Origin of the sequence: Weizmannia sp. WK01, assembly GCF_025905465.1 — a bacterium.
Classification (GTDB): domain Bacteria; phylum Bacillota; class Bacilli; order Bacillales; family Bacillaceae_C; genus Weizmannia; species Weizmannia faecalis.
Map to the genome: position 1 here is coordinate 81,918 of NZ_CP109616.1, position 17,207 is coordinate 99,124.

A 17,207-nucleotide genomic window follows, 5' to 3' on the forward strand; every position below is an offset into this window, starting at 1 on the left:
GGGCTTTTTAGCCGCCATTATTTTTTTACGGATGCTGCCTGTGCGAGCATGTAGCCGATCCGCTCGACAATCGGTTCGACGGCATCTTCATGTTCAAACAGGTCGTATTCGTCAATGTTTAGCCTGAGAACCGGGCAGGCATGGAAAGAGTCGATCCACTGTTCGTACCGTCTCTGCATTTCAATCCAGTATTCAACAGGGGTATCTTGTTCCATCGACCGGCCGCGTTTTTTGATCCGTTCCAAAATGTTTTCCAGTTTACCTTCCAAATAAATCATCAGGTCGGGATGCGGAAAATACGGCGTCATCACCATGGCATCGAACAAGTTTGTATAGGTTTCAAAATCAACGGCAGACATATTGCCTTTTTCGTAATGCATCTGGGCAAAAATGCCGGTATCCTCGTAAATGGAACGGTCCTGGATAAACCCGCCGCCGTATTCAAACATTTTTTTTTGCTCCTTGAACCTTTCCGCCAGAAAATAAATTTGAAGATGGAAACTCCACCGTTTAAAATCGCTATAAAATTTTTCCAAATACGGATTGGTGTCGACTTTTTCAAAGGACGCCCGGAAATGGAGCGCCTTCGCGAGCGCACGGGTTAAAGTCGATTTTCCGACGCCGACGGTACCTGCAATGGTGATCACAGCGTGGTTCGGAATTTGATATTTCTCACGAAGTTCCATGGGTATGTACTCCTTTTTGTAAGGTTAGCGCGATTTCTTGAAGCATGGATTTCAGGTCATGTTCATGCCGGATAAAATCAAGTGTATCACAGTCGAACTTTAATACCGGGATATTCGGATGTTCGGCTTCGAAGCGGCTCATAAACCGTCCGTAGTCTGCGGATAGTTTTTGCAAATACGTTTCCTGCATATTTTTTTCAAATGCCCGTCCTCTTATTTCAATTCTCTTAAGGAGCGTTTCCAGGCTTGCATGCAGGTAAATGATGACATTTGGCTGCGGCATATCCGCTGTTAAAATGTCGTAAATTTTTGAAAATTTTTCAAACTCATCTGTTTTTAGCGTCCGCCGGGCAAAAATCAGGCTTTTAAAAATATGGTAATCTGCAACAGCAGGCTGTCTATGCTGCTTCAGGTCTTCCAGTTGTTTGTAGCGGTTGCAGAGGAAAAACATCTCGGTTTGGAAGCTCCATTCTTCTTTATTGGTATAAAATTTTCCAAGAAAAGGATTTTCATCCACAATTTCTTTCAAAAGCTCAAATGAAAAGTATGCTGAAATGGCTTTTGCCAATGACGTCTTGCCAACGCCGATCGGTCCCTCGATTGCAATAAACGGTACCCTTTCCATAACGGCCCTCCCGCTGAAGCGATAGTTCATTGATGCACACTGTTGCTATTTTAGCACATGTCGCCGCCAGTTGGCATGCGGGAAATAAAAGCGGTATGTGTCCTGGCGTTTTGTTTCCGGATATTTCCTACGCGCACAAGGTTGCTGAAGCCGCAACGTTGGCTTTGACTTGCATTTTTTTGGAAAAATGGCGCCCTGGGTCTTTGTATCGGATCAGGTTCCCATCCGGCCGTTCAGTTGCGCTAGCATAAATGCGGGGGAAAGGACCTCGCAATCATGTCCGCGTGCGCATCGGTTCCGGGGCAAAAGAAAAAAGCAACGGAACCCGCTGCTTCAGGAAGGGCGTTTGACGACATCAAAGCGATCGGTGATTAACAGCCAGTTTTGCGGAAAAGAGAGGCCGAGTTTCCAGTAGCTCATGCCCCTTAACCCGAGTTCAGTGAGCAAATTAAATTTTGCCTCGATGGAACGGGCATCTTCGAACCAGACGGTGTGCCGCCGGTTGTTTTCATCTGTATAGTCAAAATGCGGGGCCTGGGACGTTGTGTTGTACAGGATCGGCACATTGTGCGCACCCGCGAGCCGGATGGCCTGCTGCGGGCTGACGGCTCTTGCTGTTGTGCCGGTTTGATACGGCAATGTCCAGTCATAGCCATACAGATTTTGCCCCATCAAAATCTTATTGGGCGGCATTTCTGTGATGGCATAGCGAAGCACATCCCGGACCGGCCCGATCGGGGATACCGGCATGGGCGGGCCGCCGCTATAGCCCCATTCGTAAGTCATAATGACAACAAAATCGGCAATTTCGCCGTGCGCCCTGTAATCGTGTGCCTCGTACCAGCGTCCGGCCTGGGTGGCACTCGTTTTCGGGGCGAGCGCGGTGGACATGAGCCAACCTTCCCGGCTGAAGCGCGTTTTTGCTTTTCTTAAAAACCGGTTGTAAGCTTCCCTGTCCTGCGGGCGCAAATACTCAAAGTCAAAATGAATATCACGGAAACCGAGCCGGCTTGCAGTTTGAACAATTTCATTTAAAAACCGGTTCTGGACGGTTTCGTCGTTCAAAAGGATCCGCCCAAGTTCATCGCTGAACTGGCCGTTTTCCTGATTGCAGATCACCATCATCAAAATGGCGTTTTGGACATCGGCAATCGCCCGCAAATTTCCAAGCGGCGGAGCAACAAGTGTGCCATCGCGGTTTACCCGGAATGCAAACGGGGCAAGATACGTCAAATACGGGGCTGCTTTTCGCGCACTTGTTTCAAGAGACGCTGAGACCGTGTTCCCGAATGGTTCTACATATGCATTAAATTTTGCTCTTTTTTTCGGAAAAGGCGGCAGATAAAGGCGCAACCCGGGCCGGAGCTGCTGATGGATAGAAATGCCGTTGATGCGGGCAAGCTCCTGGTAAGATATCCCTGCTTGCTGTGCAATGGAATATAAGCTGTCCCCCGGCCGGACCCAATAAAACCTCCCGGTGATCGGGATGACAATCGCCTGTCCGATGACAAGCCGATCCGGATTTGGAAGTTCATTTGCCGAAATGATTTCTGAAGCCGGAACACTGTATCTTTGCGCAAGATTTGAGACCGTGTCATTTCTTTCGACAACATGAATTTGCAAACGAGTCCCCCCTCATGTCAGCCATCGCTATTGTTATCTTTATGCCCCGTTTTTTTAAAACATGCCCGCTTTTTATGTGCGGATTTTTTTGCGGAATCATTCAGCAAACCATTTTTGCGGCATTTCTTAACGTAGCAGCCTGCTAAATGAAGGAAGGGCATGATTTTTGTAGTATTGCTTAACGTAGAAGGGTTCTAAGTAAAGGAAGGGCATGATTTTTGTGGCGCTTCTTAACATAGAGGAGCTCTAGATTAAGGAAGCGGAAATTTTTTGTGGTGTTGCTTAACAAAAAGACCATTTTGGACCCAGTCGCGACTCCTTTTGGCAGGTTCAAAGGGACATTTCGAGCCCGGATACAGCTTGTTTTGTCCTTTTGGCAGGTTCAAAAAGACATTTCGGACCCGGATGCAGCTTGTTTTGTCTTTTTGACAGGTTCAAAAAGACATTTTGGGGCCAGGTGCGGCATGTTTTGTCTTTTTGACGGCTTCAAAAGGACATTTCGAACCCGGATGCAACGTGTTTTGTCCTTTTGACGGCTTCAAAAGGACATTTCGGGCCAGGATGCAACGTGTTTTGTCCTTTTGGCAGGTTCAAAAGGACATTTCGAGCCCGGATACAGCATGTTTTGTCTTTTTGACAGGTTCAAAAAGACATTTCGAACCCGGATGCAGCTTGTTTTGTCTTTTTGACGGCTTCAAAAGGACATTTCGGATTAAGTCCGTATAATTGTGTAAAAAGAAGGAGTCATTTTATCAACTCTTGGCAACACTGTTTTCAACGACGATAAACTAATGAAAAGAGGAGATAAAATGACTCACTTACAGTTTAACTTAAATTTGGATGTTTTAAAAGAAGCCATCATGACTTCCGATCTTGACGCGGTAATTAAATCAGCGGTTGTCCTCGTGTTAAACGAGTTTATGGAAAAGGAAAGGGATGACTATTTAAAAACGATCCCTTATGAACGCGCTGTTGAACGCCGGGATTACCGGAACGGTTACTATGAACGCGAGCTGTTGATGAGCATCGGCAATGTTACATTAAAAGTTCCCCGGACACGTAATGGCGAATTCTCAACTACCTTATTTGAAAAGTATGCCAGATGTGACCAAGCTTTCGTCCTTTCTATGTTGGAGATGGTCATCAATGGCGTCTCTACCCGTAAGGTCACAAATGTCGTAGAACAGCTTTGCGGTAAGAATGTATCCAAGTCGTTTGTCTCTTCCCTTACGCAAAAACTGGATCCCATTGTGAATGCTTGGGCCGAGAGACCGTTGAATACAACCTACTACCCTTATGTGTTTGTGGACGCCATGTATATAAAAGTACGGGAGCACCATAAGGTCATATCAAAGGCTGTTTATATTGCGACTGCCATTACAGAGAAGAATACACGTGAAATACTGGGTTTAAGCGTTGACCATGCAGAAAGTTTGGAGAGTTGGAGTTCATTTTTTAAACAACTTAAATCACGTGGACTCCAATCACCAAAACTCGTTATTTCCGATGCTCACATGGGCCTTCAGAAAGCAATACAACGGGAATTCATTGGCACTGCTTGGAAAAGGTGCAATGTTCATTTTAAACGCAATATCATTGAAAAACTGCCCAAAAAAGATACTGCAGAAATCCGGGTGATGATTAAGCGCGTGTTTGAGGCCGTTACGATTGAGGACATACGCAAGTTTAAAGATGAATTAATAAACAAATTTGGTACAGAAGCAAGATTTGAAAAAGCCTTGGCCATTTTAGATGAAGGTTTTGAAGATACTATCCAATACATGAACTTTCCTGAGAATATTCGTATGCACATACGGAGTACTAATTCCCTCGAGCGGCTTAACCAAGAGGTTCGTAGAAGGGAAAGGGTCATTCGCATTTTTCCTAATACCCAATCTGCTTTTCGTTTGGTTGGTGCCGTTTTAATGCAGTATCAAGATACAGAATACTCGAAGAGGAAGTCACTTATGGGAAAGAATAGTTAGCAGCATTTTCAGCTTAACTTCCATCATGGATGATTTCATCTCCGGGAAGGGATGTCAAATTGAAAGGCATTTGACATCCCTTCCCGGAGATGAAGAAAAAAATCCATGGAAGTTAAGCCGAAAAAATGAAGGGGTGGTTGAAAACATTTGCCCATAAATTTACACAATAACCTGGACTTGACTACATTTCGAACCCGGATGCAACTTATTTTGTCTTTTTGACGGCTTCAAAAGGACATTTCGAGCCCGGATACAGCATGTTTTGTCTTTTTGACGGCTTCAAAAAGACATTTCGGACCCGGATGCAACGTATTTTGTCCTTTTGGCGGTTTCAAAAGGACATTTTGGGCCCGAATGCAACGTGTTTTGTCCTTTTGACAGGTTCGGGACCACTGAAAAAGTCAATCTGAAAATTCAAAATAATTATATGTACAATAAATTGAAAAAAAATACCCCCAGTATTTGGTATAATAAAGTTATACTACAAACCAAAACCAAACTGGGGGTATCTATCATGCTTAAAGAAAAAGATAATCAATTAAGCATCTATTCCATATTATACGATAAAATTCCTGAAAATCATACACTTAAATTATTAAGAGATGAAGTGGATTTTAGTTTTATCAATAAAATGCTTGAAAAAACTTACTGTAAAGAATATGGAAGGCCAGCAAAAGAGCCCGAACTTATGGTTAAAATCTTGGTGTTACAAAAACTCTATGACTTATCTGATGAGAAAGTTATAGAAAATTGCTCATTAAACCTTGCATATATGTATTTTTTAGGAATCAATCCGGAAGACGACCTCCCTCACCCAAGTCTTTTGGCAAAATTTCGTAAAAGTAGATTAGAAGGCAATCTCACTATAGATGAAATTATTATTGAAATCATAAACCAATGCATTGAAAAAGGAATTTTACAAAAGGTTTCTGGTATAACGATTGATTCCACTCATACAGAAGCCAACACCAAAAAATATAGACCGGAACGAGTCATGAAACAATTAGCGAAAAAAATCTTTAAAACCGTTAAAGAAGAAAACGGAGAAATACCAAGTGAAATCAACCAAGAAATCCCTGATTATAAAGAAATAGAAAACCATGATGAAGCTAGAAAAACAATGAAGTCCTATCTTGAAGAAACGGTATCAAAGGTAGAAGAACTAGTTGAACTGGAGAAAGCACCTGAAACAAAAGCACTCGTTAATAATGCGAAAGAAATTTTAGCAGACCCGAAGTTTATGGAGCAAAAAGGGGTACGATCGATTGTCGACCAAGAAGCGAGAATAGGGTATAAAAGCAAAAATGATCCTTTCTTTGGTTATAAAACGGAATTTATGATGACAACAGAAGATCGAATGATTACAGCTGTTCATACTGGTAATGGAGCTTATGTGGATGGAACGAAGTTTGATGAATTATTAGAGTTAACCAAGAAAACGAGAATAAAAATACCAGAAGTATATGGTGATAAAGCCTATTTTAAAAAGCCAATCTTAGACAAAATCTCTGAACTTAAAGCAAAGGCATACATCCCTGTAAGTGAAGCTGCATATCGCATAGACGAAGAAAGATTCAGTTATAACAAAGATTCTGACTAGTGGTTCTGTAGTCAAGGAAACAAAACAATCAAAAAGAAACACTATATAAGAAAATGTGGAAAAGAAACGTATAATTACTATTTTGACAGAGAACAATGTAGAAATTGCCCAATGCGAGAAGTTTGCATAACCGGAAAAACAGTCGGAAAAGTATTAGGGATCGGAATCAACACCCCAGAATTTTATGAGTATAGTCAACAACAGAAATCGGAGGGATTTAAAGAGAAGTATAAAAAAAGAGCATGCCAAGAAGGGAAAAATGGCGAAATGAAGAATTTCCACGGGTTAGATCGTGCCAAATGGTACGGTCTAAAAAGCATGGGCTTACAAGCCAAGCTAACAGCCTTGGCAGTAAATTTAAAGAGGATAGCCGCCATACTATCCTCTAAAAAGGCGAATTATAGCCAAACATTTGTCATTTTTACTAATTTCTATGGTAAAGAGTACCATTTACAGAAAATTTCTTACACTACACAGCAAATTTTACATAAAAAAATGGCTTTTTTCAGTGGTCACGACAGGTTCAAAAAGACATTTCGGACCCGGATGCAACATATTTTGTCTTTTTGGCGGTTTCAAAAGACCATTTCGAGCCCAGGTGCGTCTTGTTTTGTCCTTTTGACGGCTTCAAAAAGACATCTCGAGCCCGGATGCAACGTGTTTTGTCTTTTTGACGGCTTCAAAAAGACATTTCGAACCCACTCGCGACTCCTTAAAGGCGCTCTAGATTAAGGAAGCGGAAATTTTTTGCAGTGTTTCTTAACGTAGAAGGGTTCTAAGTAAAGGAAGGGCACCCATTTGTGCATCTTTCTTAACGTAGCCGTCCGCTAAATGAAGGAAGCAAGCATGTTTTTCAGTGTTTCTTAACATAGAGCCCCTCTAAGTGAAGGAAGCGAACGTTTTTTGTGATGTTCCTTAACATATAAGTGCTCTCAGTAACGAAAGAGCATCCAACTTTTCCTTTTCCTAACACAGGAGCCTTCTACCTGAAGAAAGCCAGCGCAAAACGGCAGGAAAATCCATACTGATGACCGAACCCAGTGTGATTTTTTTCAAGGCTGTGTTACGATAAGGCTACGATACCTTTCGGAGGAGTTAGGATGGAAAATCGCGATGAATATTATATGCGCCTTGCCATTCAGGAAGCCGTAAAAGCACAGCGTCTCCGAGAAGTGCCAATCGGGGCGGTGATTGTGCTCGATGAAAAAGTGATTGCTGCAGCCCATAATCTGCGTGAAACCACTCAGCGTGCTGCCGCCCATGCGGAACTTCTGGCCATCGAAAAAGCATGTGAAGTGACCGGATCATGGCGCCTTGAAAATGCCGAGCTGTATGTCACACTGGAACCGTGCCCGATGTGTAGCGGTGCCGTTTTACAATCGCGGATCAAGCGGGTCGTTTACGGGGCAAAAGATCCGAAGGCGGGCTGTGCGGGAAGTTTGATGAACCTGCTTGAGGACGGCCGTTTTAACCACCGGAGTGAAGTCGTAAGCGGCGTGCTTGAAACGGAATGCGGAGAATTATTGCGGTCCTTCTTCCGGTCTTTAAGGGAGAAAAAAAAGAAGGAAAAACTTGCGGCAGAGGAAGATGGAAAAAGCTCCACCAATTAACAGGCGGGAGAGATTGCTTTTTTTTAAAAAGGCATGTATACTTAGTTATGCGTTAGTTTTTAACGCTTAAAACTGGTATCAATTTTGCCGCGCTAGGTGGGGAGGCAGCGGTGCCCTGTACCCGCAATCCGCTCTAGCGGGACTGAATCCCTTTCCGAGGCCGGCTGCTTGTAGGGCCAGCCTTAAGTAAGTGGTGTTGACACCCGGGTCCTGCGCAATGGAACCCCGCGAACCATGTCAGGTCCGGAAGGAAGCAGCATTAAGCGGGTCATTCCATGTGCCGCAGGGCAGCCTGGGTCGAGCTAACTGCTTAAGTAACGCTTATGAGGGTCGGTCGAAGAAAGGTGCGCGGCAGTTTCATTACATAAAAAACAAAACTCATCCTGATCCAGGATGGGTTTTTTCCATATTTAAATGCTTTTTAATTCAGGATGTAAAATCGCTTTTCCTAAGGTATAATAAAAGAAATGTATGAATCGGAAGCAAATCTGGCCGGGAGGATTGAACATGGCTTATCAGGCGTTATACCGCACATGGCGGCCGCAGCGGTTTGCGGATGTCGTCGGGCAGGAGCATGTGACAAAAACATTGCAGCACGCCCTCCTGCAACAGAAAACAACGCATGCTTATCTTTTCTCGGGCCCACGGGGTACAGGAAAAACAAGTGCCGCTAAAATTTTGGCAAAGGCGGTGAACTGCGAACATGCTCCGACTGGGGAACCGTGTAACGAGTGCGCTGTTTGCCGGGGGATTACAGACGGCACGATTCCAGATGTCATCGAAATTGACGCGGCGTCGAATACAGGCGTGGATGACATCCGCGATATCCGCGACAAAGTCAAATACGCGCCAAGTGTTGTAAAATATAAAGTATATATTATCGACGAAGTCCATATGCTGTCGATTGGCGCATTTAACGCGCTTTTGAAAACCCTAGAGGAGCCCCCGAAACACGTCATTTTTATTCTGGCAACAACCGAGCCCCATAAAATTCCGCTTACGATCGTTTCCAGATGCCAGCGGTTTGATTTTAAACGCATCACATCCCGTGATATTTTTAAACGCCTGGCTTATATTGCAGGCGAAACCGGTATTGCATATGATGAACAGGCGCTCAATATTATCGCCCATGCTGCGGAAGGTGGGATGCGGGACGCGCTCAGCCTGCTTGACCAGGCCGTCTCGTTTAGCGAGGGGAAAGTCAGAGTGGAAGATGCGCTCACGGTAACGGGTTCCATTTCTCAGAATGATTTTACCCGCCTTGCCCAGGCCATTCAAAAGAAGGATGCCGCAGAGTGCCTTGACCTTGTCGGTTCTCTTCTCCAGCAGGGAAAAGATCCCTCAAGGCTTGTGGAAGACTTCATTCTTTATTTCCGCGATCTGCTTTTGTATAAAACTGCCCCGCAGATGGAGGAAGCGGTTCAAAGGGTATATTTAGATGAGGCATTTAAAGAAATGAGCCGCTCGCTTCAAACGCAGGAAATTTACCGTTTTATTGACATCCTGAACCAAACGCAGCAGGATATGCGTTTTTCCAATATGGCCCGCGTTTATTTGGAAGTGGCTTTTATCAAACTGTGTGAAGAAAAAGCGCCGGATCCCGGGGAAAATGATCTCGTCCGGAAGCTTGCCGAAAAAATCGAACGGCTCGAATCAGAACTCGAGTCTCTCAAGCAAAACGGGGTTCCGGAGGCCGATGAAACGGAACCTGCGCCAAAACGGCAGGCTCAGAGAAAAATTCCGCGCACTTCGAAAGGTTTTAAGGTACAAGTCGGAAGGATTCATGATATATTAAAAGAAGCGACAAAAGAGGACCTCAAACGGATTAAAAACAGCTGGAACGATATGATTGAGACGCTCAACAGCAGGCAGATGCGGTCGCAGGCAGCACTTTTAAATGAAGCAGAACCGGTGGCGGCATCGCCGAACGCTTTTGTCATCAAATTCAAGTATGAGATCCATTGCCAAATGGCGATGGAAAACGAGAAATTTTTACAAGCGATTTCGAGCGTACTTGGTGAATTAACCGGAACCGGGTATCAGGCGGCAGGTGTTCCGGAAAATGAATGGAATACGATCAGGGAAAATTATATCCATCACCATAAAGAAGAAGCAGAGGAAGAAAAACCGCAGGAAGATCCGGTTGTAACCGAAGCAATCAAATTGTTTGGGCCTGAATTAATTGAAATAAAAGACTAAAACTGGAGGGTTTCATATGCGAGGAATGGGCAATATGGGCAATATGCAAAAAATGATGAAACAAATGCAAAAGATGCAAAAAGAAATGATGGAGGCACAGGAACAGCTTGGCGAACAGAAAGTGGAGGGTACGGCAGGCGGCGGCATGGTAACCGTTGTCGTCTCCGGCCATAAAAAAGTGCTTGAAGTGCGCATCAACGAAGAAGCCGTTGATCCGGACGATGTTGAAATGCTGCAGGACATGATCCTTGTCGCCACCAATGACGCCCTGGATAAAGCCGAACAGCTGACAGAGCAGACAATGGGCAAGTACACGAAAGGCTTCAATATTCCGGGATTTTAAAGGTGTGATCAACAATGCAATACCCTGAACCAATCACAAAATTAATGGAAAGCTTCATGAAACTGCCAGGCATTGGGCCGAAAACCGCGGCCCGGCTGGCATTTTTTGTTCTTGATATGAAGGAAGACAGCGTCCTTGCATTTGCCAAGGCGCTTGTCGATGCGAAACGGGACCTGACGTACTGTTCTGTTTGCGGGCATATCACCGATACAGATCCGTGCTATATTTGTGCCGATCCGCGCCGCGACAGAAGCGTGATCTGCGTTGTCGAGGAGCCGAAAGACGTCATTGCCATGGAAAAAATGAAAGAATACAACGGCCTTTACCATGTTCTGCATGGTGCCATTTCTCCAATGGACGGAATCGGCCCTGAAGACATCAGTGTGCCGGATCTGCTCAAACGCCTGCGCGATGAAACCGTCCAAGAAGTGATTCTTGCAACCAATCCAAATATCGAAGGCGAAGCAACAGCCATGTATATTTCGCGGCTTTTAAAACCGTCCGGCATTAAAGTGACACGGATTGCACACGGGTTGCCAGTGGGCGGAGATCTCGAGTACGCCGACGAAGTCACCTTATCAAAAGCACTGGAAGGCCGAAGAGAAATTTAACCTGACACGGGGTGGATACAATGTTCAGCAAGAAGCAAAAACTCAGGAAAGAATACGATGCGCTTCTTCTCGATTTGGTCACAAACGTAAAAAATGAATGGGTACAGCAAAACGCCCTCCAGCATCTAAGTTTTGAATTTAACGAAGAACTTTACTACCGCACCAAAGTGGCCGAAGCGAAGTATGTGTTTCTTTTTCGGGAAGTGAAAAGAAGAAACATCCGCCTCCAGTAAGGGTAGCACGGCTCAAGTTCTTTTTTGGACAACTCCTTCATAAAAATAAAGCAGCTGGAAAAAAGGGGTGATTCACTTGAGCTCAACCATCATCATTATTGCGATTGTCGGCCTGATCCTTTTGCTGCTGTTTTCCGCAGCTTTAACCAAACCGCTGCGATGGGCGGGAAAGTTATGCATCAAAGCCATCATCGGGGCTATACTCCTTTTCTTTTTAAACCAAGTGGGCGGCCGGTACGGACTGCATGTCCCAATCAATGCAGCCACCGTATCCGTTTCCGGGCTGCTCGGCATACCCGGGGTGATCGGCCTGACTGTCATCCAGACATGGATTCTGTCTTGACAAAAGCAGCGCTCGAACCGCCATCAGCAGACAACCAGCGCCAAAGAAATGATCCATCATTTCTTTGGCGTATTTTTTATGTTCATTCGAAGAAACTAGAAGCTTAGGCTGAAAGAAGCATGGGCGCCCACGAAAAAGCAGGCATATAAAAAAAGGGATTGACTACACTTCGTTATACTAGTATAATAGTTTTCGTCGCCGCATCCGGCATCAAACTTCTTAAAAAAGTAGTTGACATGTTGGTTGCGTCGTGGTATGATATAAAAGTCGCTGAAAAACAAAGCGATTGTTCCTTGAAAACTGGACAAAACGAAACGTCAAATTCTTTTTGAGCTTTTATCAAACATCTTTACTGAGAGTTTGATCCTGGCTCAGGACGAACGCTGGCGGCGTGCCTAATACATGCAAGTCGTGCGGACCTTTTAAAAGCTTGCTTTTAAAAGGTTAGCGGCGGACGGGTGAGTAACACGTGGGCAACCTGCCTGTAAGATCGGGATAACGCCGGGAAACCGGGGCTAATACCGGATAGTTTTTTCCTCCGCATGGAGGAAAAAGGAAAGACGGCTTTTGCTGTCACTTACAGATGGGCCCGCGGCGCATTAGCTAGTTGGTGGGGTAACGGCTCACCAAGGCAACGATGCGTAGCCGACCTGAGAGGGTGATCGGCCACATTGGGACTGAGACACGGCCCAAACTCCTACGGGAGGCAGCAGTAGGGAATCTTCCGCAATGGACGAAAGTCTGACGGAGCAACGCCGCGTGAGTGAAGAAGGCCTTCGGGTCGTAAAACTCTGTTGCCGGGGAAGAACAAGTGCCGTTCGAACAGGGCGGTGCCTTGACGGTACCCGGCCAGAAAGCCACGGCTAACTACGTGCCAGCAGCCGCGGTAATACGTAGGTGGCAAGCGTTGTCCGGAATTATTGGGCGTAAAGCGCGCGCAGGCGGCTTCTTAAGTCTGATGTGAAATCTTGCGGCTCAACCGCAAGCGGTCATTGGAAACTGGGAGGCTTGAGTGCAGAAGAGGAGAGTGGAATTCCACGTGTAGCGGTGAAATGCGTAGAGATGTGGAGGAACACCAGTGGCGAAGGCGGCTCTCTGGTCTGTAACTGACGCTGAGGCGCGAAAGCGTGGGGAGCAAACAGGATTAGATACCCTGGTAGTCCACGCCGTAAACGATGAGTGCTAAGTGTTAGAGGGTTTCCGCCCTTTAGTGCTGCAGCTAACGCATTAAGCACTCCGCCTGGGGAGTACGGCCGCAAGGCTGAAACTCAAAGGAATTGACGGGGGCCCGCACAAGCGGTGGAGCATGTGGTTTAATTCGAAGCAACGCGAAGAACCTTACCAGGTCTTGACATCCTCTGACCTCCCTGGAGACAGGGCCTTCCCCTTCGGGGGACAGAGTGACAGGTGGTGCATGGTTGTCGTCAGCTCGTGTCGTGAGATGTTGGGTTAAGTCCCGCAACGAGCGCAACCCTTGACCTTAGTTGCCAGCATTCAGTTGGGCACTCTAAGGTGACTGCCGGTGACAAACCGGAGGAAGGTGGGGATGACGTCAAATCATCATGCCCCTTATGACCTGGGCTACACACGTGCTACAATGGATGGTACAAAGGGCTGCAAGACCGCGAGGTTAAGCCAATCCCAAAAAACCATTCCCAGTTCGGATTGCAGGCTGCAACCCGCCTGCATGAAGCCGGAATCGCTAGTAATCGCGGATCAGCATGCCGCGGTGAATACGTTCCCGGGCCTTGTACACACCGCCCGTCACACCACGAGAGTTTGTAACACCCGAAGTCGGTGAGGTAACCTTTACGGAGCCAGCCGCCGAAGGTGGGACAGATGATTGGGGTGAAGTCGTAACAAGGTAGCCGTATCGGAAGGTGCGGCTGGATCACCTCCTTTCTAAGGAAATTAAGGAAAACTTCGTTTTCCAACATTAAGTTTGACGTTTCCGTTTTGTTCAGTTTTGAAGGTTCAATCCTTCCTTATATTTCCTTTCATTAAGGGCCTGTAGCTCAGCTGGTTAGAGCGCACGCCTGATAAGCGTGAGGTCGATGGTTCAAGTCCATTCAGGCCCACCATTCCTTAATGATTGGGGCCTTAGCTCAGCTGGGAGAGCGCCTGCTTTGCACGCAGGAGGTCAGCGGTTCGATCCCGCTAGGCTCCACCTTTATAAATGTGTTCTTTGAAAACCGGATAGGAGAAACAAACCAAGTAAACCGAGAATCGCTTATTTTTGGATTTAATCTTTTTATGGTTAAGTTAGAAAGGGCGCACGGTGAATGCCTTGGCACTAGGAGCCGATGAAGGACGGTACAAACACCGATATGCTCCGGGGAGCTGTACGTAAGCTTTGATCCGGAGATTTCCGAATGGGGAAACCCCCTGTCTTTAATCGGACAGGATTCCTGCCTGAATCCATAGGGCAGGAAGGGCACACCCGGGGAACTGAAACATCTCAGTACCCGGAGGAAGAGAAAGCAATTGCGATTTCCCAAGTAGCGGCGAGCGAACAGGAAACAGCCCAAACCGGAAGGCTTGCCTTCCGGGGTTGTAGGACACTCATATGGGAGTTACAAAAGAACAGGTTAAGTGAAGCGGCCTGGAAAGGCCTGCCGGAGAAGGTAAAAGCCCTGTAACTGACACTTCGTTCTCTCCCGAGTGGATCCTGAGTACGGCGGGACACGAGGAATCCCGCCGGAATCCGGGAGGACCATCTCCCAAGGCTAAATACTCCCTAGTGACCGATAGTGAACCAGTACCGTGAGGGAAAGGTGAAAAGCACCCCGGGAGGGGAGTGAAAGAGATCCTGAAACCGTGTGCCTACAAGTAGTCAGAGCCCGTTAACGGGTGATGGCGTGCCTTTTGTAGAATGAACCGGCGAGTTACGGTCTCATGCAAGGTTAAGCTGAAGAAGCGGAGCCGCAGCGAAAGCGAGTCTGAACAGGGCGAAAGAGTATGAGGCCGCAGACCCGAAACCAGGTGATCTACCCATGTCCAGGGTGAAGGCAAGGTAACACTTGCTGGAGGCCCGAACCCACGCACGTTGAAAAGTGCGGGGATGAGGTGTGGGTAGCGGAGAAATTCCAATCGAACTTGGAGATAGCTGGTTCTCTCCGAAATAGCTTTAGGGCTAGCCTCAAGCGAAGAGTTTTGGAGGTAGAGCACTGTTTGGACGAGGGGCCCTCATCGGGTTACCGAATTCAGACAAACTCCGAATGCCAAAAACTTATGCTTGGGAGTCAGACTGTGAGTGATAAGATCCATGGTCGAAAGGGAAACAGCCCGGACCGCCAGCTAAGGTCCCAAAGTATACGTTAAGTGGAAAAGGATGTGGCGTTGCTTAGACAACCAGGATGTTGGCTTAGAAGCAGCCATCATTTAAAGAGTGCGTAATAGCTCACTGGTCGAGTGACGCTGCGCCGAAAATGTACCGGGGCTAAACGTATCACCGAAGCTGCGGATGGACACCGTATGGTGTCCGTGGTAGGAGAGCGTTCTAAGGGCGTTGAAGCCGGACCGGAAGGACCGGTGGAGCGCTTAGAAGTGAGAATGCCGGTATGAGTAGCGAAAGAAGGGTGAGAATCCCTTCCACCGAATGCCTAAGGTTTCCTGAGGAAGGCTCGTCCGCTCAGGGTTAGTCGGGGCCTAAGCCGAGGCCGAAAGGCGTAGGCGATGGACAACAGGTTGATATTCCTGTACCGCCTCTTCACCGTTTGAACGATGGGGGGACGCAGGAGGATAGGGCAAGCGCGACACTGGTTGATCGCGTCCAAGCAGTTAGGCCGGTGCGGAGGCAAATCCTTCGCGCCAAGGCGGAGCTGTGATGGCGAGGGAAATTTTAGTACCGAAGTTCCTGATTCCACACTGCCAAGAAAAGCCTCTAGTGAGGTGAAAGGCGCCCGTACCGCAAACCGACACAGGTAGGCGAGGAGAGAATCCTAAGGTGAGCGAGAGAACTCTCGTTAAGGAACTCGGCAAAATGACCCCGTAACTTCGGGAGAAGGGGTGCTTTTTGGGGTGTATGCCCCGGGAAGCCGCAGTGAATAGGCCCAGGCGACTGTTTAGCAAAAACACAGGTCTCTGCGAAGCCGCAAGGCGAAGTATAGGGGCTGACACCTGCCCGGTGCTGGAAGGTTAAGGAGAGGGGTTAGCCGTAAGGCGAAGCTCTGAACTGAAGCCCCAGTAAACGGCGGCCGTAACTATAACGGTCCTAAGGTAGCGAAATTCCTTGTCAGGTAAGTTCTGACCCGCACGAAAGGTGTAACGATCTGGGCACTGTCTCAACGAGAGACTCGGTGAAATTATAGTACCTGTGAAGATGCAGGTTACCCGCGACAGGACGGAAAGACCCCATGGAGCTTTACTGCAGCCTGATATTGAATTTTGGTACAGCTTGTACAGGATAGGTAGGAGCCTTGGAAACCGGAGCGCCAGCTTCGGCGGAGGCATCGGTGGGATACTACCCTGGCTGTATTGAAATTCTAACCCGCACCCCTTACCGGGGTGGGAGACAGTGTCAGGCAGGCAGTTTGACTGGGGCGGTCGCCTCCTAAAAGGTAACGGAGGCGCCCAAAGGTTCCCTCAGAATGGTTGGAAATCATTCGCAGAGTGTAAAGGCATAAGGGAGCTTGACTGCGAGACTTACAAGTCGGGCAGGGACGAAAGTCGGGCTTAGTGATCCGGTGGTTCCGCATGGAAGGGCCATCGCTCAACGGATAAAAGCTACCCTGGGGATAACAGGCTGATCTCCCCCAAGAGTCCACATCGACGGGGAGGTTTGGCACCTCGATGTCGGCTCATCGCATCCTGGGGCTGTAGTCGGTCCCAAGGGTTGGGCTGTTCGCCCATTAAAGCGGTACGCGAGCTGGGTTCAGAACGTCGTGAGACAGTTCGGTCCCTATCCGTCGCGGGCGCAGGAAATTTGAGAGGAGCTGTCCTTAGTACGAGAGGACCGGGATGGACGCACCGCTGGTGTACCAGTTGTCTTGCCAAAGGCATCGCTGGGTAGCTATGTGCGGAAGGGATAAGTGCTGAAAGCATCTAAGCATGAAGCCCCCCTCAAGATGAGATTTCCCACAGTTTATACTGGTAAGATCCCTGAAAGATGATCAGGTTGATAGGTCCGGGGTGGAAGCGCGGCGACGCGTGGAGCTGACGGATACTAATCGATCGAGGACTTAACCAAACAGAAAAGCGGAGGTGCCTTGTTTAGCCCCGACAAGCGAATGTTCTGACCGGCATGGAGCCGTCTTTTGGCTCCGTGACGGGCAGGTTATTCGACCTCGAGGGGCTAGGCACCGGAGCTGGACAATAGAAAAGCGGAAGCGCCTTGGTCATCGGCGTATG

General features: G+C 47.4%; 10 protein-coding genes, 2 tRNA genes, 2 rRNA genes, 1 other RNA gene and 1 pseudogene. 13 read left to right on the plus strand and 3 right to left on the minus strand.

All coding sequences use genetic code 11. From position 1 onward, the window contains the following. Nucleotides 1–17 precede the first annotated feature (17 nt). The 3 genes from OF158_RS00390 to OF158_RS00400 form a co-directional block, all read right to left on the minus strand. Complete coding sequence (locus tag OF158_RS00390; RefSeq protein WP_035183002.1) at nt 18–686, minus strand: deoxynucleoside kinase; 669 nt, start codon at nt 684–686, stop codon at nt 18–20. Beyond that, nucleotides 673–1,311, minus strand: coding sequence for a deoxynucleoside kinase (locus OF158_RS00395; RefSeq protein ID WP_014096539.1), 639 nt, complete (start codon nt 1,309–1,311; stop codon nt 673–675). The genes OF158_RS00390 and OF158_RS00395 overlap by 14 nt, the downstream gene beginning before the upstream one ends. A 333-nt stretch (nt 1,312–1,644) precedes the next feature. Further along, nucleotides 1,645–2,934: a glycoside hydrolase family 18 protein gene (locus OF158_RS00400; protein ID WP_014096538.1), complete on the minus strand. Its 1,290-nt coding sequence runs from the start codon at nt 2,932–2,934 to the stop codon at nt 1,645–1,647. Nucleotides 2,935–3,743: 809 nt separating this feature from the next. Here OF158_RS00400 and OF158_RS00405 point away from each other — a divergent pair. The 13 genes and pseudogenes from OF158_RS00405 to OF158_RS00465 all read left to right on the plus strand — a co-directional run bounded on the left by OF158_RS00405 (nt 3,744) and on the right by OF158_RS00465 (nt 17,046). Further along, complete coding sequence (locus OF158_RS00405) at nt 3,744–4,919, plus strand: IS256 family transposase (protein ID WP_048339790.1); 1,176 nt, start codon at nt 3,744–3,746, stop codon at nt 4,917–4,919. Nucleotides 4,920–5,433: 514 nt separating this feature from the next. Next, nucleotides 5,434–6,909, plus strand: a pseudogene (locus OF158_RS00410) (IS1182 family transposase); the annotation flags it as partial. A gap of 710 nt (nt 6,910–7,619) precedes the next feature. Beyond that, nucleotides 7,620–8,129: a tRNA adenosine(34) deaminase TadA gene (gene tadA / locus OF158_RS00415; protein WP_014096537.1), complete on the plus strand. Its 510-nt coding sequence runs from the start codon at nt 7,620–7,622 to the stop codon at nt 8,127–8,129. A gap of 87 nt (nt 8,130–8,216) precedes the next feature. Then, an RNA gene (gene ffs, locus OF158_RS00420) (signal recognition particle sRNA large type) lies at nt 8,217–8,481 on the plus strand. A 155-nt stretch (nt 8,482–8,636) separates the two neighbouring features. Further along, nucleotides 8,637–10,328: a DNA polymerase III subunit gamma/tau gene (gene dnaX, locus OF158_RS00425; protein WP_014096536.1), complete on the plus strand. Its 1,692-nt coding sequence runs from the start codon at nt 8,637–8,639 to the stop codon at nt 10,326–10,328. A 16-nt stretch (nt 10,329–10,344) separates the two neighbouring features. Then, nucleotides 10,345–10,671: a YbaB/EbfC family nucleoid-associated protein gene (locus OF158_RS00430; protein ID WP_014096535.1), complete on the plus strand. Its 327-nt coding sequence runs from the start codon at nt 10,345–10,347 to the stop codon at nt 10,669–10,671. Nucleotides 10,672–10,685: 14 nt separating this feature from the next. After that, nucleotides 10,686–11,282, plus strand: coding sequence for a recombination mediator RecR (recR, locus tag OF158_RS00435; RefSeq protein WP_013858045.1), 597 nt, complete (start codon nt 10,686–10,688; stop codon nt 11,280–11,282). A 20-nt stretch (nt 11,283–11,302) separates the two neighbouring features. Next, nucleotides 11,303–11,515, plus strand: a complete 213-nt coding sequence (locus OF158_RS00440) for a YaaL family protein (protein ID WP_014096534.1) — start codon at nt 11,303–11,305, stop codon at nt 11,513–11,515. Between the two features lie 76 nt (nt 11,516–11,591). Further along, entirely contained in the window at nt 11,592–11,858 is a 267-nt protein-coding gene (locus OF158_RS00445) for a pro-sigmaK processing inhibitor BofA family protein (protein ID WP_014096533.1), read from the plus strand. Between the two features lie 348 nt (nt 11,859–12,206). Further along, a 16S ribosomal RNA gene (locus tag OF158_RS00450) occupies nt 12,207–13,760 on the plus strand. Between the two features lie 102 nt (nt 13,761–13,862). Next, nucleotides 13,863–13,939, plus strand: a tRNA-Ile gene (locus OF158_RS00455). A gap of 13 nt (nt 13,940–13,952) precedes the next feature. Then, nucleotides 13,953–14,025 (plus strand) — tRNA-Ala (locus tag OF158_RS00460). An 88-nt stretch (nt 14,026–14,113) separates the two neighbouring features. Then, nucleotides 14,114–17,046, plus strand: a 23S ribosomal RNA gene (locus OF158_RS00465). Together the 16S and 23S rRNA genes with 2 tRNA genes alongside form the textbook arrangement of a ribosomal RNA operon. Nucleotides 17,047–17,207 lie beyond the last annotated feature (161 nt).